This window comes from Galbibacter sp. (assembly GCF_035306585.1).
Classification (GTDB): domain Bacteria; phylum Bacteroidota; class Bacteroidia; order Flavobacteriales; family Flavobacteriaceae; genus Galbibacter.
Genome location: NZ_DATGNU010000007.1, coordinates 1 through 23,777 on the forward strand (window position 1 = coordinate 1; position 23,777 = coordinate 23,777).

Consider the following 23,777-nt stretch of genomic DNA (forward strand, 5'->3'; position numbering starts at 1 on the left):
GTCTTCTTACTGGACTCTTTTCTAAAGTCGAAAACATAAATTAAGAAACCGCCGTATACGAGAACCGTACGTACGGTGGTGTGAGAGGACAGATAGGGAACAATAGTCTTAATAAGATAATCCCTATCTTCCTACTCGATTGTCAATAGTAAAAGATGCGTTTTATGCGTTTGAAACAGCAGTTTTAATTCTACTGATCGCTTCTTTTAAGGCCTCCTCTGAAGCGGCATAGGATATTCTGATACAGTTTGGATTTCCAAATGCCTCGCCAGTAACAGTAGCTACATTGGCTTCTTCTAATAGGAATAAGGCAAAGTCAGAAGCATTTTCTATTTTCTTTCCTTTGAGCGTTTTTCCAAAGAATGAGGAAACATTAGGGAAAACATAAAATGCTCCTTCAGGAACATTGAGCTGAAAACCTTCAATTTCTCCTAATAGTGAAAGAACCAAGTCCCTGCGTTCTTTGAATTTGTCGATCATAAATTGAATGCTACTCACAGGGGCCTCTAAAGCAGCGATGGTCGCTCTTTGAGCAATACTATTCGCACCACTTGTGATTTGACCTTGGATCTTGTTGCAAGCTCTAGCGATCCAATCTGGAGCACCGATGTATCCAATTCGCCATCCGGTCATTGCAAATGCCTTGGAAACGCCATTAACAGTCACAGTGCGATCAAACATGCCCTCGATGGAAGCAATACTGGTATGCCCACCCGCAAAATTGATATGCTCATAAATCTCATCGGAAACCACGATGATATTTGGGTGCTTTCTTAAAACTGCTGCAATAGCCTCTAGTTCTTCTTTGCTATAAACTGATCCACTTGGATTACAAGGTGAACTGTACCAAAGCATCTTAGTTTTAGAAGTAATAGCAGCTTCTAGTTGATCAGCAGTCATTTTGAAATCATTCTCTATCGAAGTTTGGACTTCTACAGGAACCCCCTCAGCTAATTTTACGATCTCTGAGTAACTTACCCAATACGGCGCCGGTAGAATAACTTCATCACCTGGATTGATTACTGCCATAGCGACATTGGCTAAGGATTGTTTGGCTCCAGTAGAGACCACAATACCACTTTGACCATAGGTCAAGTTATTATCCCTTTGGAATTTCTTTATAATAGCATCTTTAAGATCAACATAACCATCCACTGGGGAATAACTACTGTAATTTTGATCAATTGCTTCCTTTGCAGCCTGTTTTACAAAATCTGGAGTATTAAAGTCTGGTTCACCCAAACTAAGTCCGATGATGTCTTTACCTTCCGCACGTAATTCTCTTGCTTTGGCTGCCATGGCAAGGGTTGCAGAAGTTGCCATGTTCAAAACTCTTTCCGATAATTGTTGTGACATAAAATTGATATTCGTTTAATTGTACACATAAGCTGGTTTTTGTCCCAGCTCCTTTAAGTGTTTAAAATGCGAAATTATAGCTTTTCTTGTAGTTTTATACTCATAATATGGTAAATCAAACTCCTGAGCGGTTTGTTTAACAATTTTAGCAATATTTGTGTAATGGACGTGGCTAATATTAGGAAAAATATGATGTTCCACTTGATGATTTAGTCCTCCAGTAAACCAATTGACCAATCTGTTATTGGTGGAAAAGTTTGTGGTAGTAAACAACTGGTGAATTGCCCAGGTATTTTTAATGGTGCCCGTCTCATCTGGAAGGAAGGTGTTCGCTTCATCTACAATATGCGCCAACTGAAAAACCACACTTAAAATAAGCCCAGCAGTATAATGCATCACAAAAAATCCAATGAGAACTTTCCACCAAGCTAGTTCGATGAAAAACATTGGAATAGCAATCCATACAACGATGTAAATGATTTTGGTAATGATCAGAACACTCCATTCCTTGGCAGGATTAGGAAATTCACCATAAGAAAGCTTCCGAGATAAGTAACGTTTCATTTGTTTAAAATCCGTAGTAATGGCCCAATTCAAGGTAAGCAAGCCATAAAGTAATATGGAGTAATAATGCTGAAAACGGTGAAAACGATGCCATTTGGAATGTTCACTAAAACGAATAATTCTACCGGCGTCTAAATCCTCATCATGCCCTGGGATATTAGTATAAGTGTGGTGAAGAACATTGTGTTGTACTTTCCAATTGTATACGTTCCCGGCAAGAATATAAATGCTCGAGCCCATCACTTTATTGATCCACTTTTTAGAAGAGTAGCATCCGTGATTCCCATCATGCATAACATTCATTCCAACTCCTGCCATTCCAATTCCAATGACTATGGTCAATAATAATTGTATCCACTGATTTAAATCTGTGGTTAGAAGTAGGAAATAAGGCGTTAGGAAAATGGCAAACATGATCGCAGTTTTGAGATATAATTTGAAATTCCCTGTCTTTTTAATTTCTTTTTCCTTGAAATATGTGTTTACTCTGGAGTTTAGTGTTTTGAAAAATTTTTTCGGATCCTTTCGCGAAAACCGAATTGTAGTTGCTGTATTCATTTGGAAGTCTGTATTAATGCCTTACCTTCAACAGGTATGTAAAAGACAAAAGTATAATAATTAATTCCAATATCCTTCGAATAGATTCAAAAGTGATTGTTAATTTTCTATTTTTGTGAAAATTTGGCATTCGCATGGCGCTCGAGATAATCAAGAACTACTTTCCATCCCTGACCCCAAAACAAGTACAGCAATTCGAACAATTAGAACCGCTGTACAAGGACTGGAATCGTAAGATCAATGTGATAAGTCGCAAAGATATAGATGAATTATATGTACGACACGTGCTTCATTCTTTGGGTATAGCTAAGGTTCAGGGTTTTGCTCCAGGTAGTGCTGTGATGGACGTGGGAACAGGAGGGGGATTTCCTGGGATCCCTTTATCGATCCTATTTCCTGAAACGGAATTCTACCTTGTAGATGCTATTGCAAAGAAAATTAAGGTCGTACAAGAAGTGGTCGATACCTTGGGGTTAAAAAATGTCACAGCTGAACAAAAGCGGGCAGAAAAAGTAAGTGCTGAATTCGACTTTATTGTAAGTCGAGCGGTCACCTCCATGCCCGATTTTGTAAAATGGGTTAGAAACAAAATTAAAAAGCAGTCGAAACACGAATTAAAAAACGGGATCCTTTATCTTAAAGGAGGAGATCTTACTCAAGAGCTGGCATTGTATCAGACCGCTACTATTTACCAGCTTACGGATTACTTTAAAGAAGACTTCTTCGAGACCAAAAAGGTGGTTCATCTCCCTTTAAAATACAAAGGATAACCTGGTATTGCACTAGAGCCTCAACATTTCCCGCTGAGTGTAGCTCCAACTTTTTATAAAATGCTTCAAATACGCCTTAACGCGTTTATAAAAAGAAGCGGGTCGATGGGGTTTTAAACTCGTTTCAAAAGCTTTAATCTGAGCTCTTAATTTTTTCTTATTAGAAGTGGCATAGAAGTGTTTTGTTTTTGTCTTCTCCGTAGAAGGGTCTAGAAAAGAATACGTAACACTTAATACTATTTTGTCGTCATCAGCTTTCATTGCAATTGTATTTAGTGATTCTGTCAAATATAAGAAGGATACATTAAATTTACAATTACATAACATTAAATTAACATTGTAGTGGAGTGAAATTTAATGAATTACATAAAAAAACCCCAGTTTTAAACCGGGGTTTTATGGTTTTATAGGGATCCTAGAGATAAGGAATCCCATTACATTATGATTCGCCCAAGAAAGGGTATCGGTAATTCTCGGGAGAAACAAAGGTTTCTTTGATTAATCTTGGCGAAACCCAGCGCAGAAGGTTCTGTGCTGAACCTGCCTTGTCATTTGTTCCAGATGCGCGAGCACCTCCAAAGGGCTGTTGACCAACAACAGCACCAGTTGGTTTGTCATTGATATAAAAGTTACCAGCACTGTTTTGAAGAGCGGTCGTAGCTTCTTCGATGGCATAACGATCATGTGAGAAGACCGCACCTGTGAGTCCGTATGCTGAAGTTGTGTCAACTAAATTTAAGGTTTCACTCCACTTATCATCCTTGTATACATAAACCGTTACCACAGGTCCGAAAAGCTCAGTGGTCATGGTTTTGTATGTAGGATCAGTGGTGACAATTACCGTTGGATGAATAAAGTACCCTTTGGATTTGTCGTAAGTTCCACCTACAAAAATTTCAGCATCCGCATCTTCTTTAGCTTGATCAATATAGCTAGCGAGTTTGTCGAATGATCCCTCGTGAATCACCGCAGTAATGAAGTTTTCCATTTGGTTCGGCGCTCCAATCTTAAAGGATTCTACGTCTTGTTTTACAAAGTCTAGGACCTCTGAAGCAATGGATTCAGGAAGGTAAACTCTGGAAGCAGCACTACATTTTTGACCTTGGAATTCGAAAGCTCCTCTACTAATAGCGGTAGCTACTTGTTTTGGGTTTGAAGTCGGGTGTGCTATTATGAAATCTTTTCCTCCAGTCTCACCAACAATTCTGGGATAGGATTTATAGATGTCAATATTCTTACCGATGCTTTTCCAAATTGATTTAAAGACACTGGTAGAACCTGTAAAGTGAATTCCGGCAAAGTCAGGACTTGCAAGCACCGTATCTGTGATCATTTGCGGATCTCCATAAACCACATTAATTACGCCATCGGGAAGGCCAGCTTCCTTGAAAATGTCGACGATTACCTTTGCAGAATAAATCTGGCTATCGCTAGGTTTCCACAGTACGACATTCCCCATCATAGCTGCACTAGCTGGAAGATTACCAGCAATAGCTGTAAAGTTAAATGGCGTAACGGCGTATATAAAACCTTCCAAAGGTCTGTATTCTACACGATTCCAAATTCCAGACTCCGATATAGGCTGGTCTTTATATATGTTGGACATGAACTCGATGTTGAAGTTCAAGAAGTCGATTAATTCACAAGCTGAATCAATCTCCGCTTGGTGAATATTTTTCGACTGAGCAATCATAGTGGCAGCATTGATTTTAGCCCTATAAGGACCAGCGATCAAAGCTGCTGCTTTTAAAAATACGGCTGCGCGCTGTTCCCAAGAAAGGGCAGCCCATTTTTCTCTGGCTTGTAGATTGTTGGTAATTGCTTTACTTACAAGTGATTTGTCAGCCAAATGATAGTGCCCAACGATGTGTTGGTGGTCATGTGGAGGAGACAGTGGTCGGGTGTTTCCCGTTCTGACCTCTTCGCTTCCAATATACATTGGAATGTCAACTGTACTGTTAAAGTACTGATCGTACTGCTCTAATACAGCCGCTCTTTCAGGTGAACCTGGCGCATATGATTTTACCGGTTCATTCACTGCCTTAGGGACATGAAAAAAGCCTTTTCCCATACTCTTTATGATTTATAGCATTAAAAAATTAAATCAAAGGTACTAAAAAGCCTATAGGTTTAAAAAGCAAATTTTTGTTAAAGGTTTTCCTTTAGTTCAAGGCGAAAGGTGCATGTAATTTGAAAGTTGGCACAAGAACTCGAAACCTTCTAGTGGATGTGAAGTTGATCATATTAAAATGACCTCGCATGGCGCCTATAGGAGAGGTTAATAAACAACCTGAATTATAACTATAGGATTCTCCTGGTTTAATCACTGGTTTTTTTCCGATAACTCCTTCACCATCAACAATTTCAACTCTATTTAAGGCGTCGAATATTTGCCAATGTCTCGTGGTGAGTTGTACGGAGTCTTTGCTTTGGTTTTCGATAGTGATACAATAACCGAAAGCAAAGTGCATCTTGTAGTTTTTAAAGAAGGTACCTTCAAAACTAGTCTTGACTGTAATTTTTATGCCTTTGGTTATTTGTGTAATCATGTTTTTTCACGCTCTTTTATCGGGACTGTGTGATTTAATAACGATGCTAAATTAATAAAAATTGTGTTATCATGAACGATTTTAACAATTGTTTACCTTGCTTTTCGCCCTATGATTCACTGTGTTAGGTTTTATTTACAATATTATCTATCGATTTACTAGATTAAAGAGCAACATAATCAATATGTTATGGTTTGATACTGGGATCTTAAACACCAGATTTGAAAATAATTTTTTACACTTAGATTTAACGATTTAATTCGAAATTGTCTGAGAACTAGCATTTCCAACTCCGATGACACTGTCATATGTTTTTCCAAATTCCCTGTAGTAAACAAGAACGGTGTAATTGTTTTCGGTTTCCCAATGGCTGCCGCTAATAAAATTGTAGTCAACCACCTGATTTTTGTCCCCCATTTTAACGTACTTGTAATTGTAAAATCCTTGTTTTAATAGAATTGGAGTTTGAAGCAATTGATTTTCATGATCAATTTTTAACCGGTTCTCTTCAGTGAGTTGATAGTTATTGAATTTTCCGTAAACATAAATCTTATCCAGACCGATCTCATTGGTGTATGGTAGGCTAAAATAAACAAAGGAGTAATCTGCTTCACGATCAGAATTGGTGGCTCCAGCATCGATGGTTCGCACTCTAAAATCTCCGTTAATATCTGGGTTATAGGTGTAGGGTTGGTCATTTCGGATCTGGTCTGGGTATAAATAATGGTAGTACCGGTTTTTAGACTCGACCATGGCGATGGAATTACTAGCGGTTCTTATTTCTTTGGTGTCGAACCACAGGTATTCATTTCCGCCCTCAAAGGAGGTTTCCTTTTCATACCTATAGAGTAATTGATTTCCCGAAATAAATTGTGGCGTAACATCTTTAATGCTATGGTTAAAGTTTCCGTTTTGGTACATGATAACATGGACATCCTGTTTTGGGTTGACTAGCTCAAAATCTGGAGCGTCTATGGTGATTTCTAGGCGTTGCATTCTATCGAAATTTTTAACCTCCTTGGCAGTTTTTACCGCTACCCCTACCTGCACCGCTTCTTTGTATACAACAAAGCGACGCGAGAAGATTGGTTCTCCTTTGCTATCGGTGATCTCCAAGATATAATTGCCAGTAATCTTGAATTTTGTTTGTGCGTTTGGAAGTTGTAGTTGGTAGTTTGTGTAGGGTTGCAGGGTTGTAATGGAATTGGCGTAATCTGAGATGCGTTGATTGTCAATCCCATCCAAGTATTGTGATTTTAAAAGCCTTGATGGGGTCCAATCGTAATTGCAGTACACGATACGATAGTAGTAATCCATTTCATCCGCATAGAGATCATCAAAGGAAAGCTGCAGGGCTTGTCCCAGCTTTACGATAGGGAATTGATCTGTTTCATTTTCTGATTTGAATACAATGGTTTTAATGTTTTCTGGCGGTTCTTTTTCTTGGATCACTTGAGAAAAACCAATGTTAAGAAAACCGAGGCAGAATAGTATAAAGGTAAATTTCACTTTCTAGTTGCGTTTTGGATTTTTGTTATAAAGGTAAACAAATTCACTTAGAGCTGTTTTGTTTGGTTCTAGGGGTCTAAATTAATACTGTTTTATTGTGCAAACTCTATTTTAATTATTAAATTTGCACGAATTTTTGAGTTAACTAATTTCATTAGATAGATAACATGTCCAACGACATTAAGATTAGAAAAGGCTTAGACATTAAGCTGAAGGGCGAAGCAGAGAAATTGATTTCCGCAGCGCCAAGATCTAAATTCTTCGCAATTAAACCTACGGATTTTCACAAAGTTACTCCTAAGATGGTTGTTAAAGAGGGTGCGACAGTTCAGGCTGGTGACACCATTTTTTATTCCAAAGCTAGTGAGCGTGTGAAGTTTGTTTCCCCAGTTAGTGGAACGATTCATGAGATTAAAAGAGGTGCAAAGCGTCGTATTTTAGAGGTGGTAATCAATGCCGATGCCACTGACACGTTCAAGGATTTTGGTCAAAAAGATGTTTCTAAAATGTCTGCTGAGCAAATAAAGGAACATTTACTTTTGAGTGGATGTTGGCCTTTTATAAAGCAACGACCATACGATATTGTGGCGAATCCAGAAGATACTCCTAAAGCAATTTTTATTTCGGGTATGTCAACAGCACCGCTGGCTGCTGATGTTGAGTTTATACTTGAGAAAAGAAAAGAGGATTTTCAGTTGGGTATCGATGCAATTTCGAAACTAACTTCTGGGAAAACGCATCTTTCAGTTGATAATCGCTCTGCGTCATTTTTCGACCAGGTAAATGGGGTGACCATCCACAAGGTTTCTGGACCGCACCCAGCTGGAAATGTAGGAGTGCAAATTCATCACATCGATCCTATTAATGCGGGAGAGCGTGTGTGGGTGATCAATCCTGAAGATGTAGCCATCATAGGGTCACTGTTTAAAACAGGGCATTATGACCCAACTCGTGTGGTGGCTGTAGCGGGAACTGAAGCGCCTAAAGCACAGTATTTCCGATTCAAAATAGGTTCCAATATCAAGGATATCGTAGGTGATATTGCTACTGATGTACGTATTATCAGTGGGGATGTTCTTACTGGAACTAAAATAGCTAGTGATGGCTTTGTTGGTTTTTACGATAACACGATTACATTAATTCCTGAAGGAGATAATTATAGAATGTTTGGATGGTTGCCATTTAAAGATAATAATATCCCAAGTATGTCGAAAACTTCATTGTCTTGGTTATTTCCAAATAAAAAGTATAAGGTTAACACAAATCTCAATGGAGAAGAACGTGCCTTAGTTGTTACAGGAGAAATGGAACAAGTGATGCCAATGGATATCTATCCTATGCAATTGTTGAAGGAGTGTATGGTAGGTAATATAGAAAAGATGGAAAATCTTGGTATCTACGAAGTGGCTCCAGAAGATTTTGCATTGATAGATTATGTGAATACCTCCAAGTTGGAAGCTCAGGCTATCATTCGTGAGGCACTAGATATAATGATAACAGAAGTTGGTTAAAAAATATTGAGATATGAACGCCTTAAGAAAAAAAATAGATCAACTAAAGAAGCCTTTTGAGAAGGGACAGAAATGGGAGAGGTTTGCTCCCGCGGTAAACGCATTTGATACCTTTTTATATGTGCCAAATCACACCACACAAAAGGGAGCCCATATCAGGGATTCTGTAGACTTAAAAAGGACGATGATAACCGTTGTCATTGCTTTAATACCAGCATTGATTTATGGGATTTATAATTCAGGATACCAGCATTTTATACAGTTAGGAGAGCAATTTACATTTTGGGATGCCTTTGCACATGGTGCTATGAAAATTGTTCCAATGCTTATTGTGTCCTATGTTGTAGGGCTTACCATTGAATTCATTTTTGCTATTTATAGAGGGCATGAGGTCAATGAAGGATTCCTGGTTACGGGTATATTAATCCCGATGATTATGCCTGTAGATTTACCGCTTTGGATGCTTGCTTTATCGGTTGCTTTTGCAGTGATTTTAGGTAAGGAAGCTTTTGGTGGTACTGGAATGAATATACTAAACCCGGCTTTAACGGCTAGGGCTTTTGCTTTCTTTGCCTATCCGACATATATGTCAGGAAATAAAATATGGGTATCGGAAGCCTCTAATATTGACGCTATCTCTGGTGAAACTATTCTAGGTTCACTGGCCGCCAATCATGAAGTGCATTACAGTGTTTGGGAAATGTTCAGCGGAGCCATTCCTGGTTCGGTTGCAGAAACATCAGTATTGTGGATTTTAGTGGGTGCTGCGATCCTAATCTTCACTGGTGTGGGTAGTTGGAGAATTATGCTAGGAGGAGTTATCGGAGCGGCATTTATGGGATTCCTATTTAACTTATGGGGAGTAAATGCACTTATGAGTTTCCCTTGGTATGAACACTTGCTTGTAGGAGGTTTGGCTTTTGGACTTGTATTTATGGCAACGGATCCGGTATCTGCTGCACAAACCTTTAAAGGGAAATGGATTTATGGAATTTTGATCGGTATCTTCTGCATCATGATTCGTGTTTTTAATCCGGCTTATCCTGAAGGAGTGATGTTGGCAATCTTACTGATGAACGTATTTGCACCAACAATTGATCATTATGTGATACATGCTAATATTAAGAGAAGAAAGAAACGTGTATCGACAGCAACTGTTAAATCCGCTTAATCATGAATAGAGAAAGTAACGCATATACATTAATTTTCGCCGTGATTATGGTAGTGGTAGTAGCATCTGCTTTGGCAATTGCTGCGACTTCACTTCAGCCACTACAGGCGCAGAATATAAAAATCGAGAAAATGCAAGACATTTTGTCGACTATTGAAATTTCTACCACTAAAGAGGATGCTGAACAGACCTATGATAAATATATTACCAAGGTTGTTGCTCTTGATCAAAATGGAGAAATTGTAGTAGAAGGACAGGAAGCCTTTGCAATTGATCTTGCAAAGGAATATAAGAAGAATATTGATCAACAACGTTTTCCGCTCTATGTGGCTGACGTAGATGGTTCTAAATACTATGTTATCCCACTTTACGGTGCTGGTCTTTGGAATTCAATATGGGGTTATATCTCCCTAGAAGAAGATGGAAATACCGTTAAAGGAACTGTTTTTTCCCATGCTGGAGAAACACCAGGACTTGGTGCTGAAATTACACAAGATTGGTTCCAAGAGCGTTTTGTTGGTGAAAAGATCAAAGATTCCAATGGTGAATTTGTTGGTATCACCGTTCAAAAGGGATATTCAGGAGGAAATAATAAAGACGATAACGCAGTAGATGCCATATCGGGAGCAACTATCACAGGGGATGGTGTGACTAATATGATTCATGAGCGTTTGGCGTACTATATTTCCTATTTAGAGAAACAGAACACTAATTTAGCTTTAAATTAAGGATAATGGCTGATATTAAAAATAAAAAAGAGAAAGATCCTATGGTGCTTTTTGTAGCTGAGGAAAAAGAGCCACTCTTCTCTAAGAAAAACCGAAAACTTATTACGGATCCACTTAATGATGATAACCCCATTACAGTTCAAGTACTTGGTATTTGTTCAGCCTTAGCGATCACAGTTCAATTGGAACCTTCCATTGTAATGGCCATTTCGGTAATGGCTGTTATGGCTGCAAGTAATGTCGTGATTTCGTTGCTTCGAAATCTAATTCCTAATCGAATTCGGATCATTGTTCAATTAGTGGTAGTGGCTGGTTTAGTTGCTCTTGTAAATGAGGTGCTTAAAGCTTATGCGTATGATGTAAGTAAACAGCTATCTGTTTTCGTTGGGCTTATTATTACCAACTGTATCGTGATGGGTAGATTGGAAGCATTTGCTTTAGGTAATGGTCCTTGGAAGTCTTTCTTGGACGGGATCGGAAACGCAGCAGGGTATGGACTCATTCTTATCCTTATCGCATTTTTCCGTGAACTATTGGGATCTGGTAAATTGTTTGGATTTGAAATTCTTGGACATAAAGGTGTAACGCTAGCTGAATCAACTGGTCTCTACGCGCTAGGGTATGAGAATAATGGACTGATGTTATTATCACCTGCGGCATTACTGGTTTTAGGTGTAATCGTATGGTTCCAACGTTCTAAAAACAGAAAATTAATCGAAAAATAAGCAATAGCATAAAAACATTAAATTATGGAATACGTAAATCTTTTTGTAAGGAGTATTTTTATAGAGAACATGATCTTTGCTTATTTTCTTGGAATGTGTTCTTATTTAGCCGTCTCTAAGACGGTGAAAACTGCGGTTGGATTAGGTGCTGCGGTGATCTTTGTATTGGCCATTACAGTGCCAATGAACTATATGATTGATAATTATTTGCTAAAACCTGGAGCCTTATCATGGTTAAGTCCTGATTTGGCAGAATTAGATTTGAGCTTTTTAAGTTTTATTCTATTTATAGCAGTAATTGCCTTTATGGTACAACTTGTTGAAATGATTGTTGAGCGATTCGCACCAGCACTTTACGGTGCTTTGGGGATCTTTTTGCCATTAATTGCGGTTAACTGTGCGATTCTGGGAGCTTCATTATTTATGCAACAAAAGGACTTTTCTTCCGTTGGAGAAGCTTCTGTTTATGGATTGGGTTCTGGTGTAGGCTGGTTTTTAGCGATTCTTGCCATAGCAAGTATACGTGAAAAGATTACGTATTCGAATGTTCCCGCTCCTCTAAGGGGCCTTGGAATTACATTTATCATCACTGGACTTATGGCCATTGGGTTTATGAGTTTTATGGGAATTAAATTATAATATAAATCTTATTTTAAGTAGGATATGGATTATTCAGTAATCATAGCAAGTTTAGTAGTCTTTCTAGCACTCATCATCATAATGGTAATAGCTCTCTTGTTCGCCAAGTCAAAGCTACTCCCTTCTGGTCCAGTGACCGTAAAGATCAATGGAGAGAAAGATTTAGAGGTTTCCTCTGGTGGCACTTTGTTGTCTACCTTGGGTAACAGTAAAATATTTTTACCTTCTGCATGTGGAGGAGGTGGAACCTGTATTCAGTGTAAATGTATCGTTAAAGAAGGAGGAGGTCAAATTCTTCCTACGGAGGAGCCACACTTTACACGAAAAGAAATCGCAGAAGGATGGCGACTCAGTTGTCAGGTAAAAATCAAACAAGATTTGGTTATACAAGTTCCTGAAGAGGTTTTCGGTATTAAAAAATGGGAAGCTGAGGTTGTTCGTAACTGGAATGTTGCTTCCTTTATTAAGGAATTTGTGGTTAGGCTACCTGAAGATATGGACTATCAACCAGGAGGATATATTCAAATTGAAATTCCTAAAGGGGAAGTTAAGTTTAAGGATATGGATATTACGGCTCACCCAGAGGAGCATGATGATCCTAATAAGTTCCAATTGGAGTGGGATAAGTTCAATCTTTGGCCTCTGGTTATGAAAAATGACGAAGTTGTGGAAAGAGCCTACTCTATGGCTTCTTATCCAGCTGAAGGAAGGGAAATCATGTTGAACGTTCGTATTGCCACCCCACCATGGGATCGTAATAAAAACGGATGGATGGATGTAAATCCTGGGATTGCTTCATCTTATATATTTTCTAAAAAACCTGGTGATAAAGTTATTATTTCAGGGCCTTATGGTGAATTCTTCATCAATCCGAGCGATGCTGAAATGGTCTACGTTGGAGGTGGAGCAGGTATGGCGCCAATGCGTTCTCACTTATACCACTTATTCAAAACACTTAAAACAGGTAGAAAAGTATCTTATTGGTATGGAGGGCGTTCAAAACGTGAGCTGTTCTATTTAGAGCACTTTAGAGAACTTGAACGTGAATTCTCCAACTTTAAATTCCACATTGTTCTTTCTGAACCTTTAGAGGAGGATAACTGGAAAGTTAAAGATTCCATGGATGCTGAAGGAGATGGTTTTGTTGGATTTGTACACCAAGCGGTTATCGACCATTACTTAAACCACCATGAAGCACCAGAGGATATTGAATTCTATTTCTGTGGTCCACCATTGATGAACAAGGCAGTTGAAAAAATGTGTGATGATTTTGGAGTACCACCTGAAAATGTTCGATTTGATGATTTCGGAGGATAAGAGACCACCCGAAATTTGGGATATAAGATAAAAAAAACCGCTAATTGGCGGTTTTTTTTATCGTGTTTATTGAACTTTACCTCGAAGGCACGGTGATGATCTTGCTATCCCCATCCGATTTAAACTCCAGGGTCTTTAGTTTGTTATCTGCTGGTAATTTAAATATCAGTGTTGGTATGGTTGAAAATGACTGTTTATCACCCTTGATGGTTTGGTAGGTGATAATAGCACCAGATCCAAATCGCTGGGCATCAGAAATCTCAATAGTAGTTTGTACATCGGTGGTTGGCATTACAATTGCACCGATTCTATTTTTTTTAAAATCAATGGTAGTTATGGAATTATTCATTGTTTTAGCTGCCCCAAATTGCTTGTCAAAGTCCTCCTGGTTATCGATGGTGAAATACTGAACTACCCTAGGCGCCATATCGTTTTTTGTAAAATAATTTTCAACTATTTCAATTTCCATAGGTGTTGTTTTTGCAGTCATCTCCATGTTACTTTCGGAGCTTTTCTTATCTTTTTTCTCCTTGTTGCAGGATAAACAGAGACTGAAAATCAATACCCCTAGTAGTGGTCTAGTGAATTTAAAAGTTTTCATATGGTTTTTGTTTTTAATGAATTAGCCTTTTAAAGATACTAATTTTGGTGGTAACTTTTTATAAGACGCACAAACTCTGCTCGGTAGCCTTGCGGGTCTTGCGCTTTATTTCCATCGGCTAAGGCAATAATTTGATCTTTGGTTGCACCATTTAAATATTCAGATTCTCTTACATACATTCCCCACATTGCTACGGCCGCTGCAAAGTTAAAGTCAGCATCTGATTTTTCAACGGTGCTTCCAACGGTATGAACAACCTCTTTACTTTTAGCCGCACCTGGTTTTTTGTATCTGAATTTTATGGTTACTAGTTCATCTTTAAAATCGGTACTTGGCGTTACTTTCGTATACTTTAAAGAGTCTATATCTTTTAAATACTTACTGTGGACTCCAACAGGAATGATTTCATATAGTGCCGTTACCGTGTGTCCACTCCCTAACTCCCCCGCATCTTTAGTATCGTCTTTAAAATCTTCATCCTCTAGAAGTCTATTCTCATAGCCTATTAGTCGGTATGCTTGTACTTGGGCAGGATTAAATTCCAATTGTAGTTTAACATCTTTGGCAATGGTGTATATGGTACCACCAAACTCAGTTCCTAAAATGCGTTGCGCCTCTTGCATGGTATCAATATAGGCATAATTACCGTTGCCCTTGTTTGCCAGAATTTCCATCTTTGAATCTTTGTAATTCCCCATCCCGAAACCTAAGCAACTTAAAAATACGCCCGATTTTCGTTTCTCAGTAATTAATTCTTCCATTTCATTGTCCGTATATGGACCAACATTAAAGTCTCCATCGGTGGCAATTATCACACGATTGTTTCCATTTTTAATAAAATGCTCTTCGGCGGTTTCATAGGCCAATTTAATTCCTGCACTTCCCGCAGTAGACCCTCCAGCCCGAAGCGCTTCTAAGGAAGCAATAATAGTTTGTTTGTCACCGCCAGAGGTGGGAGGAAGAACTTCCCTAACGGAGCCTGCGTAGGTGACTATGGCCACCTTGTCTATAGGTCTTAATTTTTCAACTAGAACCTTTAAAGCTGACTTCAATAGCGGTAATTTGTTCGGTGCATTCATGGAACCTGATACATCGATTAGAAAGACTAAATTGGAGGCTGGAAGGTGCTCTAAAGGCACTTCTTTGCCTTGTAAGCCTATTTTTAGGAGTTGATGATCTTTATTCCAAGGCGCCTTACTTAAAGTGGTTGCTATGGAAATAGGGTGTTTAGATTCGGGTTGCTTGTAATTATAAGTAAAGTAATTGATCAATTCCTCTACTTTGATAGCATCCTTGGGTATTTTAGTTCCATTGTTTATCATGCGTCTCATATTGCTATAGGAAGCCTTGTCAACATCTATAGAGAAGGTGGAAAGTGGTTTGTAGCGCACTTGCTGAAATCCATTTTCCACGATCTTTGCATAGCGCTCTGTATTTGTAGCTACAGGAATTCTATTGCCTAGAACAGGCGTACTAGTTCTGCTGACCCCTCTAATTTTACGCGGTGGCGCATAAACCTGTACAACTTCTTCACTAAGCTCATCTACATGAAGGACTTGTGGTGGGTTGTGATCTAATTGAACATCTAGTTTAGTACTGTGTTGTACAACGATCTCTACAGGGTGATATTCCTCTAAAGTAAAGCGTAGCGTGTTTCCAATTGCTGCTTTAATGGAATAGTTTCCGTTTTGATCAGTTATAGCGGTGACTTGCGTGAATTTATTGGTAACTAAGACACCCACTAAAGCCTTGTTGTTCTTTGTATCTGTAACGCGGCCGCTAATGGTGAGGTACTGGGCATTGGTCCATGAGGAACATAGTACTAATAACAAGAGGACGATTCGCATATTGGATATAATTTATTGATTTTTAAAGTGAATAAAACAAGTTTTGTGCCAAAAACACCCCCCCCTATAACAAACCCTCTAAAAGCCATCGTTTTAGTTGGTGTATTTTCGGATGAATTCAATTAAATTTATTAGATTGCATATGGAAAATTTTAAGATAGCAACAATACGATGCCTGAAGAATTTACAGAGCAGGAGCTGCATAATTTGGCGATGAATGTCGTTGGTAAAGAGCTTGAAAAAGAAGGTTTTGAGTTTATGACCGTCAATTCAAAGCTAAAGAAAGACCCGCAATTCGTATGCTTGAAGAATAAAAAGCTTCATTTTGTTGTGGTTCGAGCTATAAGGTACCCTAATAACCCTGCAACCTATGATGTCACCTATATGGAAATAGTAAAACAGCATGCACTGAACTTTAAAGCACGAACTTATTACGCTGGAGTGGGCATAGCCAATGCGAATGATTATACAAAAGGAGTATTTAAGGGTGATAAATATATAATAAACTTTAATGGAATTACCGAAATTTAATCAGTTAACCCTAGTTTTAGGGTTGTTGATGTTGCTAGGAAGTTGCTCCATAGGGAAAGCTCCAGAGGTGAAAATCGAAGAAGGCTATGTGCTGGGCTCTACCTATCAGATACGCTATGATGCCCTCGAGGATTCGTTATGCATTAGGCAGGAAATTCAAAAAGTTTTTCAGGATATTAATCAATCACTTTCTACCTATTTACCTACCTCAGATTTATCGGCTATAAACCGGGGTGATACGAATAAGGTTGTCGATGCCTATTTCAAGGAAGTGTATACCACAGCAAAGGATGTATGGCGACAAACAGAAGGCTATTTTGACCCGACTATTGGTGGTTTAATAGATGCTTGGGGATTTGGTTCTAGCAAAGCTTTAAGTAGTATGGGGAATAATCAGGTAGATAGTTTAATGGAATATATAGGATTTGGGAAAGTTTATTTGTCAAATGACAATAGGGTTATAAGAGAAAACATCCAAACAAAATTAAATTTCAACGCCTTGATAAAAGGCTACACTGTGGATCTAGTTGCCCGAGTGCTGGAGGAAAATGGGGTAGAGAATTATGCCATAGCATTAGGAGGTGAACTCATGGTAAAGGGGGATAGGGATTTTGCTAATATCACTAAAAATTGGGTGGTGGCCATAGAGAGTCCCATTCAAAGTGGAAAACAGGATGTGTTCATAGCTAAGGTTCAACTGAAAAATAAGGCCATGGCAACTAGTGGCAATTACAGAAAATTTAGAGTAGACCCGATTACTAAAGAACACTATGTGCACATTGTTGATCCACACACTGGTTATCCAAAAAAAAGCAATGTATTAAGTATTGCGATCATTGCAGATCAATGTATGATCGCGGATGCCTATGCCACGGCTTTGATGGTCATGCCTTTGGAGAAAACCAAGGCCTTTCTAAAACAAAACCCTGAAATTGAGGCCTATATTATAGTAGCTGATAAGGATGGTGATCTAAGCGAGTATAAAACAAAAGGTTTTCAGGAACGACTACTGAATTAATTACCTAAGGGCTTTCTGCAAATTGGAAGTATTTCCGAAGGGTTCAGTCCATAGCACTGGATTTGCTTAGGCGTTAGTTTATCCTGAAGCAATACTTCTTGAACCTCAAAGCCAACACCTCTGAGTTTGTTAAAATAATCCATTCCATAGACCCTTACATGGTCATATTGGCCGAATATTTTTGCCCGCTCTTTGGGATCCGTAATACGATCATCCTGAAAGGTCTTGGAGCGTTGTGTATCTAAAGGTACTTGGAAAATACCCCAGCCTCCAGGCTTCATTACACGAAATAATTCTTGCATCGCTTTTAAGTCGTCTGGGATGTGCTCTAAAACGTGGTTGCAAAAAATAACATCGTAAGAATCGTCTTCAAAGGGAAGGTCGCAGATATCGGCTTTAACGCTTGCAAGAGGAGATTCAATATCAGTAGTAGTGTACTCCAAATTCTTCTGAACTTTAAAACGTTTATAAAACGCTTGTTCTGGTGCGAAGTGTAAAAGTTTTAAAGGCTTGGTAAAAAAATCTGTTTCTGCCAAATAAAGCCATAACAAACGATGGCGCTCTAAAGACAATGTTCCAGGAGCTAGCACGTTTTCTCGCTGATTCTCGTAGCCATAAGGCAAGAAAGAACGATAGTTCTTCCCATCAATAGGATCATGATAACCTTCTCCTCGATATAAAAAGGCTACAATTGGACTGACCCAATAACTTATTTTTATAAGCAAGGGGCGTGGAACCTTATTTAAGAAAAATTTAAAAACGTGCTTCAAGGAGGTTTAGGTTGTTACATGATTTTTAAACTCATTCTCCTCATCACTCTTTATACCAAGGGCTTCATAGATATAATGAAAGGTAGATAGAATCTCAGGTTTACCATCAATAAGGGCTACATCGTGTTCAAAATGAGCACTTGGTTTGCCATCAGCCGTAACAATCGTCCAGCCATCTTTTAATTGTTTGATACGGTGCGTTCCCATATTTATCATTGGTTCAATGGCCACCACCATGCCATTTTGGAATTTTTTGCCACGCCCCCTTTTGCCATAGTTAGGCATTTCAGGATCTTCGTGCATCTTTTTTCCAAGACCATGCCCTACAAGTTCTCTAACAACACCGTATCCGTGATCTTCACAGTATTTTTGAATCGCATAACCAACATCACCCACACGGTTCCCATGCTTGAACTCCCGAATTCCGATGTATAGTGAATCTTTGGTTACCTTAAGTAGTTTCTTAGTTTCAGCTTCAACCTCACCAATTTCGAAAGTATATGCGTGATCGCCATAGAAACCATTTTTTAGTGCACCACAATCAATGGATACGACATCACCTTCTTTTAGTGGTATATCTGTCGGTAGTCCATGGACCACCGCCTCATTGGTTGATGTCAGTAGGGTAGAGGGACAGCCATATAAGCCTAAAAATCCTGGTTCGGCCCCTTGCTCTCTGATATAATCCTCTGCGATTTTATCTAAATATTTCGTCGTAACACCTGGCTTTAATTCCGTGGCTAACATACCCAGTGTTTTGGATACTATTAGGGCACTCTCTCTCATCAATTCAATTTCTTCAAGCGTTTTTAACTCAATCATATACTGTTATTTTTAGAATCTAATGCGGCTTTAATTTATCATTGGCTAGTTATGGGAGCAAAAGTAGCTATTATTTTTTGTTTTTCGCGGTTTCTCTTTATGGAGACTAAACCCACGGTAAAGAAAAAAACGAGTCCAAGACAAACCATGGACTCGTTTTTAAGATAGGTTAGGTTCAGTTATTGCACCTTTTTTTTAAAGTTGTCAAAATCAGAATCTGTTTGATCCTTTGGCCATTTATTATTGGAAGTGTCTACATCCGCTGTTTGCGCTTTTGGATCTACTTCTATACTGGTGATTTCTTTCTCGCTAGCGATTACTCTTATGTGCTGCTTATCATTTTTTCGCCAAATCTCTACAGGATAAGTAATCGTTTCTTGACTTCCATCTCCATAGGTATACTGCACAATGAGTGGCATTGGAATACCACCTGGTTTGGTGAAGGTAACTTCGTAGAAATAATTGGGCGATTTTAATTTAGACCGCTCCGATGGGGTGAAATTATCCATCAAGTATTCATTAAGCGTTTTGAAATTTTCCTTTTCGCTCCTTTTGACTACCTCATTTTTATATTCATCACTCTGCTCTGCAACCAAATATACCAAAGCTGGCAAGTCGGACTGGGTCATACCTTTTTGCTCTAATATCTCTTTCACTCGGTTGTTGGGCTTGGAAGTCACATGGAACTTTTTCACACGTTCAATACCTATATCTACATAATCGGTAGTATAGAACCAAGCTCTCCAAAACCAATCTAAATCTATACCTGAGGCGTCTTCCATGGTACGGAAAAAATCTTCAGGGGTTGGGTGTTTAAACATCCAACGTTGTGCATAGGTTCGAAAGGCATAATCAAAAAGTTCGTGTCCCATAATGGTTTCTCTAAGGATGTTTAATGCCGTAGCAGGTTTACCATAAGCATTTGCGCCGAGTTGGTGCACATTTTCTGGATTAGACATAATAGGAGAGATGAAATTTTGATCGCCTTTCATATAACTGACAATTTTACTGGGCTCGCCTCTTCTTGATGGGTAAACTCCTGAAGGAACAGCTGCTGGGTTATTTCTGGCGAACTCTTGTTCTGTTAAATACTGGCAAAAAGTATTCATGCCTTCATCCATCCAACCCCATTGTCGTTCGTCGGAATTTACAATCATTGGGAAGAAGTTGTGTCCAATCTCGTGAATAATCACACTGATCATCCCAAACTTTGTACGATCACTATAGCTTCCGTCTTCCTCTGGTCTGCCATGGTTCCAGCAGATCATTGGATATTCCATTCCTTGATTTTTGGCATGAACAGAAACCGCTTTGGGATAAGGGTAAGGAAAGGTGTGTTTAGAATACGTTTTTAGCGTTTGAATTACCGTTTTGGTAGAGAATTCTTCCCAAAGAGGATTTCCTTCTTTCGGATACATCGATACAGCCATTACGGTGCTTCCATCTTCCATTCTTACCGCTTGACGTTCCCAAATGTATTTTCTAGAAGTCGTGAATGCGAAATCGCGAACGTTCTCCGCCTTATAGACCCATGTCGCTTTATCAGTAGAATATCCTTTTTCGTTGACCATAGCCTGTTCTTCTGTGACAATAAAGACAGGACTTTTATAGGAGGATTTCGATCTTTCATACGCTTTTAGCATCTCTTCTGTGAGGACCTCTTCTGGATTTTGCAAGGTTCCGGTTGCTTCCATAATGTGATCAGAAGGCACTGTAATGCTTACTTCAAAGTTTCCAAAAGGGAGTGCAAATTCACCATCTCCCCAGAACTGATGTGTTTGCCAACCTTCTACATCGGTGTAAGCGGCCATACGAGGATAGAACTGCGCGATCACATAATTTCTGTTTCCATCAGGAAACTCTTCATATCCACTTCGTGCGCCATCGACAAGGTGGTTGTTTATTTTATACCACCACTTGATGTTAAGGACAAATTGTTCCCCTGATTTTAGTGGTTGGTCCATCTCTACTCGCATCATTGTTTGATTGATGGTGTAAGGGAGGTTCTTCCCGTTTCCATCCTTGACCTGAGTGATATTAAACCCACCATCGAAAGCAGGTTCATAATGTTTCTTTACAAAACTAGCGGTCTGCTCAGCTGGAGGCATCGCCTCACCATCTTTAATAAGCGCTTTAGAATCCTTGGTTCGTATATTTTGATCTAGTTGAAGCCATAGATAGTCTAAGGATTCTGGTGCATTGTTGGTATAGGTGATGGTTTGTTCTCCAGAGATTTCTTTGGTATCATCATTTAGGGTGATGTCCATTTTGTAATCCGCCTGTTGTTGATAATAGGCCGAACCTGGAGCTCCAGATCCAGTTCGAAATAAATTAGGAGTAGCAAACTCCTGGTACATTTGTCGGAACTTGTTGGTATTCTCATGACCTTTTTGATCTCCATTTTCGCCATCTTGTGCCATGGAAAGACCGAAAATCAAGAGTCCAAAGGTTGTTGCTAATAGTTTTATTTTTTGCATTTTTAAATAGTAAATATATTGAGTTTGAAATATAATTATAATCCAGATCTTGGGGCAGTTAATCGTATAATTTTAACACAGCACTGTGTTTTTCTTTTATCAAAACGTAACTTTTCTTTACATCCATTACTTTGATGTGAACCACATTCTTTTGTTCTGGATAAACCCCATAGAGTACCGAGCTTTGCACACCTATACTGTGGAATTTACCTTTGGCTATATTGGGTATTTCTAAATAGACTTTCATAACATCAATATCATATTGCTTGCCTATGAAGTTCCAGTCCACTTTTTTCCCGTCGATAAATATAATAAATTTATCCCTGAGGTAGGTTTCAATATAGGTGTCGATATTTTGTAGCTCTCGATCAGACATGAGCCTGGGCGTAATGTCATAACGCTCCATTAATAGCTTTTCCATATCATCTATAAAATACCTGGAAATCATTTGAATCGCTTGGTTTTCCTCGTTGTAATTGACATCTGTCACACTGAGGTAAAACTTGTGATAGGCCGTAAAACCCAACAGCGGTACTAGTATAAGCAACAGCAGGTATGTGCCTTTATAAAGCCATTTAAACAAGCGTACATTGTCACGTGATAAACTCAATTAGATCGCGTTTTTATTCTACCAAAAAGATCCTTTGTATACCAAGCAAAGGTAGAGATTGCTTCTCACAATCGGGTAAGATAATTAATCAAAAGAAGCATTTTCCATTGCTTTTTAAATAAATGATTTTTTTACAACTTAATTATCTTCAGATTCTAAGATGGCATTAAAGTTTTTACTTTCTTCAACCAGAAAGTCGATTAACTCAAATTCATGGTCTTGTCTCATCAGTTCTTGGGACGGAAGTTTGTCATCGACATAATATAGAAATGCATCAATTTTGTCTTGAGGTATCTTTAGATCAATTACAAAGAACGCATCATCGTACACCTGGCGCATTACTTGGCTAGGGAGAATAGGAGTACTTTGGTCTTTTTTAGAATTCGAATTAAAAAGGGCTTTAAAAATATTGACAAAATTGATTCCGTTAACCATACCTCTTTGGCTCAAAGGAATGGCTTCATTGGTGCGAATTGGGGTAGAATGATCCTTCTCATACACATACTCCATGAATTGCGCGTTTTTATTTTGGATCCAAGCCTCCCTTTGTTCGGGAGTTATAACAACCTCGTCAAGTTCTGTAACTTTTTCATTTACCTCCACTACCATTCTTTTGTTTTCAAAGATGTCCTGAGTGATCTCAACGGTCTTTAGTTCAAAATTTAGCGAAGTAAAAGCTAATTTGTCTCCTACACTCACCTTGATTTGAAAGGCTCCTTTCTCATTGGTAGTGGTCGCTTGCTCATTATCAATATTGATAACATTCTGATTGGGTACAGGAACGTTTTGATACAACACCACCCCGCGAATAAGGTTGGTATCATTTGATTGTCCCTGTGATAGTTGTGTAGCAAAGAGGGTGAGGCAAATTATAATGAGATATTTTTTCATGGAAATGTTGTCTAGAATTTTGCGTTTAAAACTCCTTGGAACTATAAAGGTAACTCCATAGTAGTTTTGAGTTTATATTATAAATTTACAAAAAAATAAATCTTTAGGCTTATGAAAAAGATGTTAATTGCAAGTACTTCCACCCTATATGAAGGGACTTATTTGGATTATCTACAAAAGGAATTACAGGAATTTTTTACTGGGGTGGATGAGATCATTTTTATTCCTTATGCACGCCCTGGCGGGATCTCTCATGATGCCTATACCGAAATTGCACAACAAGCCTTTAAGCATATTGGCAAAAGTATCATTGGATTACACCGTTTTGAAGACCCGCAAAAAGCACTAAAAGGTGCAAAGGGCGTATTCACCGGTGGTGGGAATACGTTTTTACTAGTATCACAACTCTATAAATTTAATGTGCTATCCAGATTACGACAACGTATTTTTGAAGGCATGCCTTATTTTGGGACAAGCGCTGGGTCCAACATCACAGGAGTGACCATGCAAACCACCAATGATATGCCTATTATTTATCCGCCGAGCTTTAAAACTCTCGGTGCAATTCCCTTTAATATCAACCCTCATTATTTGGATCCAGTTTCTGGTTTAAAGCATATGGGAGAAACCAGAGAAACTCGAATTAAAGAATTTCATACCTACAATAGCATACCAGTTGTTGGTCTTAGGGAAGGAAGTTGGCTGGATGTCAAGGGTGATCAAATTACTTTAAAGGGAGCGTTATCCGCTCGCGTATTTAAGCAAGCAGAGCAGGCGTATGAATTAGCAACAGGTAGTTTGGTAGAACTCTAA

General features: G+C 38.7%; 23 protein-coding genes. 10 read left to right on the top strand and 13 right to left on the bottom strand.

The features are described 5' to 3' along the window. Positions 1-162: 162 nt before the first annotated feature. On the bottom strand, positions 163-1,356 hold the full coding sequence (locus tag VKY50_RS00635; RefSeq protein WP_324297793.1) for a pyridoxal phosphate-dependent aminotransferase: 1,194 nt from the start codon (positions 1,354-1,356) through the stop codon (positions 163-165). A 15-nt stretch (positions 1,357-1,371) separates the two neighbouring features. Further along, the gene (locus VKY50_RS00640) at positions 1,372-2,478 is read right to left on the bottom strand and encodes a fatty acid desaturase family protein (protein ID WP_324297795.1); all 1,107 of its coding nucleotides are present in this window, start codon (positions 2,476-2,478) and stop codon (positions 1,372-1,374) included. A gap of 134 nt (positions 2,479-2,612) precedes the next feature. On the opposite strand from VKY50_RS00640, the gene rsmG reads away from it, so the two are divergent. Then, positions 2,613-3,248 carry a 16S rRNA (guanine(527)-N(7))-methyltransferase RsmG gene (gene rsmG, locus VKY50_RS00645; protein ID WP_324297797.1) on the top strand — a complete coding sequence of 212 codons (636 nt, stop codon included), beginning with the start codon at positions 2,613-2,615 and terminating at the stop codon, positions 3,246-3,248. Between the two features lie 12 nt (positions 3,249-3,260). Here rsmG and VKY50_RS00650 read toward each other — a convergent pair whose 3' ends face one another. The 4 genes from VKY50_RS00650 to VKY50_RS00665 form a co-directional block, all read right to left on the bottom strand. After that, on the bottom strand, positions 3,261-3,509 hold the full coding sequence (locus VKY50_RS00650) for a hypothetical protein (protein ID WP_324297799.1): 249 nt from the start codon (positions 3,507-3,509) through the stop codon (positions 3,261-3,263). A 178-nt stretch (positions 3,510-3,687) separates the two neighbouring features. Next, on the bottom strand, positions 3,688-5,319 hold the full coding sequence (gene pruA / locus VKY50_RS00655) for an L-glutamate gamma-semialdehyde dehydrogenase (RefSeq protein WP_324297801.1): 1,632 nt from the start codon (positions 5,317-5,319) through the stop codon (positions 3,688-3,690). Between the two features lie 91 nt (positions 5,320-5,410). Further along, positions 5,411-5,797, bottom strand: coding sequence for a Co2+/Mg2+ efflux protein ApaG (apaG, locus tag VKY50_RS00660; RefSeq protein WP_008991250.1), 387 nt, complete (start codon positions 5,795-5,797; stop codon positions 5,411-5,413). 255 nt (positions 5,798-6,052) lie between these two features. Further along, complete coding sequence (locus VKY50_RS00665) at positions 6,053-7,306, bottom strand: type IX secretion system plug protein (RefSeq protein WP_324297807.1); 1,254 nt, start codon at positions 7,304-7,306, stop codon at positions 6,053-6,055. Positions 7,307-7,473: 167 nt separating this feature from the next. Here VKY50_RS00665 and VKY50_RS00670 point away from each other — a divergent pair, with 167 nt between their 5' ends. From VKY50_RS00670 to nqrF, 6 genes are read left to right on the top strand one after another with little or no spacing between them, the layout of a single operon-like run. Then, on the top strand, positions 7,474-8,817 hold the full coding sequence (locus tag VKY50_RS00670) for a Na(+)-translocating NADH-quinone reductase subunit A (RefSeq protein ID WP_324297809.1): 1,344 nt from the start codon (positions 7,474-7,476) through the stop codon (positions 8,815-8,817). A gap of 13 nt (positions 8,818-8,830) precedes the next feature. Next, positions 8,831-9,988, top strand: a complete 1,158-nt coding sequence (locus VKY50_RS00675) for an NADH:ubiquinone reductase (Na(+)-transporting) subunit B (protein WP_324297811.1) — start codon at positions 8,831-8,833, stop codon at positions 9,986-9,988. Positions 9,989-9,990: 2 nt separating this feature from the next. Continuing rightward, the gene (nqrC, locus tag VKY50_RS00680; protein ID WP_324297813.1) at positions 9,991-10,716 is read left to right on the top strand and encodes an NADH:ubiquinone reductase (Na(+)-transporting) subunit C; all 726 of its coding nucleotides are present in this window, start codon (positions 9,991-9,993) and stop codon (positions 10,714-10,716) included. Positions 10,717-10,721: 5 nt separating this feature from the next. Beyond that, positions 10,722-11,441: an NADH:ubiquinone reductase (Na(+)-transporting) subunit D gene (locus VKY50_RS00685; protein WP_324297815.1), complete on the top strand. Its 720-nt coding sequence runs from the start codon at positions 10,722-10,724 to the stop codon at positions 11,439-11,441. 24 nt (positions 11,442-11,465) lie between these two features. Then, on the top strand, positions 11,466-12,080 hold the full coding sequence (gene nqrE / locus VKY50_RS00690) for an NADH:ubiquinone reductase (Na(+)-transporting) subunit E (protein ID WP_324297818.1): 615 nt from the start codon (positions 11,466-11,468) through the stop codon (positions 12,078-12,080). A 24-nt stretch (positions 12,081-12,104) separates the two neighbouring features. Further along, complete coding sequence (gene nqrF / locus VKY50_RS00695) at positions 12,105-13,397, top strand: NADH:ubiquinone reductase (Na(+)-transporting) subunit F (protein ID WP_324297820.1); 1,293 nt, start codon at positions 12,105-12,107, stop codon at positions 13,395-13,397. 76 nt (positions 13,398-13,473) lie between these two features. On the opposite strand, the gene VKY50_RS00700 is transcribed toward nqrF, so the two are convergent. After that, positions 13,474-13,998, bottom strand: a complete 525-nt coding sequence (locus tag VKY50_RS00700) for a hypothetical protein (protein WP_324297822.1) — start codon at positions 13,996-13,998, stop codon at positions 13,474-13,476. Between the two features lie 38 nt (positions 13,999-14,036). Then, on the bottom strand, positions 14,037-15,845 hold the full coding sequence (locus tag VKY50_RS00705; RefSeq protein WP_324297824.1) for a vWA domain-containing protein: 1,809 nt from the start codon (positions 15,843-15,845) through the stop codon (positions 14,037-14,039). A 171-nt stretch (positions 15,846-16,016) separates the two neighbouring features. On the opposite strand from VKY50_RS00705, the gene VKY50_RS00710 reads away from it, so the two are divergent. Next, positions 16,017-16,376 (top strand): Na(+)-translocating NADH-quinone reductase subunit F, encoded by a 360-nt coding sequence (locus tag VKY50_RS00710; RefSeq protein ID WP_324297827.1) that lies wholly within the window; start codon positions 16,017-16,019, stop codon positions 16,374-16,376. Continuing rightward, positions 16,357-17,394, top strand: coding sequence for an FAD:protein FMN transferase (locus tag VKY50_RS00715; protein WP_324297829.1), 1,038 nt, complete (start codon positions 16,357-16,359; stop codon positions 17,392-17,394). Before VKY50_RS00710 ends, VKY50_RS00715 begins: the two co-directional genes overlap by 20 nt. Here VKY50_RS00715 and VKY50_RS00720 read toward each other — a convergent pair. The 5 genes from VKY50_RS00720 to VKY50_RS00740 form a co-directional block, all read right to left on the bottom strand. Then, positions 17,391-18,164, bottom strand: coding sequence for a class I SAM-dependent methyltransferase (locus VKY50_RS00720; protein WP_324297831.1), 774 nt, complete (start codon positions 18,162-18,164; stop codon positions 17,391-17,393). The two genes, VKY50_RS00715 and VKY50_RS00720, sit on opposite strands and share 4 nt — an antisense overlap. Positions 18,165-18,170: 6 nt before the next feature. After that, on the bottom strand, positions 18,171-18,986 hold the full coding sequence (gene map, locus VKY50_RS00725; protein WP_324297834.1) for a type I methionyl aminopeptidase: 816 nt from the start codon (positions 18,984-18,986) through the stop codon (positions 18,171-18,173). A 179-nt stretch (positions 18,987-19,165) separates the two neighbouring features. Further along, complete coding sequence (locus VKY50_RS00730) at positions 19,166-21,463, bottom strand: M1 family metallopeptidase (protein WP_324297835.1); 2,298 nt, start codon at positions 21,461-21,463, stop codon at positions 19,166-19,168. Between the two features lie 58 nt (positions 21,464-21,521). Next, entirely contained in the window at positions 21,522-22,073 is a 552-nt protein-coding gene (locus VKY50_RS00735) for a DUF6702 family protein (protein ID WP_324297837.1), read from the bottom strand. Positions 22,074-22,211: 138 nt separating this feature from the next. Beyond that, a complete protein-coding gene (locus tag VKY50_RS00740) occupies positions 22,212-22,964 on the bottom strand; it encodes a carboxypeptidase-like regulatory domain-containing protein (protein WP_324297839.1) in 753 nt (250 codons plus the stop codon). 111 nt (positions 22,965-23,075) lie between these two features. Between VKY50_RS00740 and pepE the strand changes: the two genes are divergently transcribed. After that, entirely contained in the window at positions 23,076-23,777 is a 702-nt protein-coding gene (pepE, locus tag VKY50_RS00745; RefSeq protein ID WP_324297841.1) for a dipeptidase PepE, read from the top strand.

Coding starts and splice junctions, on each gene's coding strand:
- VKY50_RS00635 (WP_324297793.1), bottom strand. CDS start 1,356: ATGTCACAACAATTATCGGAAAGAGTTTTGAACATGGCAACTTCTGCA.
- VKY50_RS00710 (WP_324297827.1), top strand. CDS start 16,017: ATGCCTGAAGAATTTACAGAGCAGGAGCTGCATAATTTGGCGATGAAT.
- nqrC (WP_324297813.1), top strand. CDS start 9,991: ATGAATAGAGAAAGTAACGCATATACATTAATTTTCGCCGTGATTATG.
- VKY50_RS00650 (WP_324297799.1), bottom strand. CDS start 3,509: ATGAAAGCTGATGACGACAAAATAGTATTAAGTGTTACGTATTCTTTT.
- nqrF (WP_324297820.1), top strand. CDS start 12,105: ATGGATTATTCAGTAATCATAGCAAGTTTAGTAGTCTTTCTAGCACTC.
- VKY50_RS00700 (WP_324297822.1), bottom strand. CDS start 13,998: ATGAAAACTTTTAAATTCACTAGACCACTACTAGGGGTATTGATTTTC.
- VKY50_RS00730 (WP_324297835.1), bottom strand. CDS start 21,463: ATGCAAAAAATAAAACTATTAGCAACAACCTTTGGACTCTTGATTTTC.
- pruA (WP_324297801.1), bottom strand. CDS start 5,319: ATGGGAAAAGGCTTTTTTCATGTCCCTAAGGCAGTGAATGAACCGGTA.
- VKY50_RS00670 (WP_324297809.1), top strand. CDS start 7,474: ATGTCCAACGACATTAAGATTAGAAAAGGCTTAGACATTAAGCTGAAG.
- VKY50_RS00685 (WP_324297815.1), top strand. CDS start 10,722: ATGGCTGATATTAAAAATAAAAAAGAGAAAGATCCTATGGTGCTTTTT.
- VKY50_RS00705 (WP_324297824.1), bottom strand. CDS start 15,845: ATGCGAATCGTCCTCTTGTTATTAGTACTATGTTCCTCATGGACCAAT.
- map (WP_324297834.1), bottom strand. CDS start 18,986: ATGATTGAGTTAAAAACGCTTGAAGAAATTGAATTGATGAGAGAGAGT.
- VKY50_RS00715 (WP_324297829.1), top strand. CDS start 16,357: ATGGAATTACCGAAATTTAATCAGTTAACCCTAGTTTTAGGGTTGTTG.
- VKY50_RS00740 (WP_324297839.1), bottom strand. CDS start 22,964: ATGAAAAAATATCTCATTATAATTTGCCTCACCCTCTTTGCTACACAA.
- nqrE (WP_324297818.1), top strand. CDS start 11,466: ATGGAATACGTAAATCTTTTTGTAAGGAGTATTTTTATAGAGAACATG.
- VKY50_RS00675 (WP_324297811.1), top strand. CDS start 8,831: ATGAACGCCTTAAGAAAAAAAATAGATCAACTAAAGAAGCCTTTTGAG.
- apaG (WP_008991250.1), bottom strand. CDS start 5,797: ATGATTACACAAATAACCAAAGGCATAAAAATTACAGTCAAGACTAGT.
- VKY50_RS00640 (WP_324297795.1), bottom strand. CDS start 2,478: ATGAATACAGCAACTACAATTCGGTTTTCGCGAAAGGATCCGAAAAAA.
- rsmG (WP_324297797.1), top strand. CDS start 2,613: ATGGCGCTCGAGATAATCAAGAACTACTTTCCATCCCTGACCCCAAAA.
- pepE (WP_324297841.1), top strand. CDS start 23,076: ATGAAAAAGATGTTAATTGCAAGTACTTCCACCCTATATGAAGGGACT.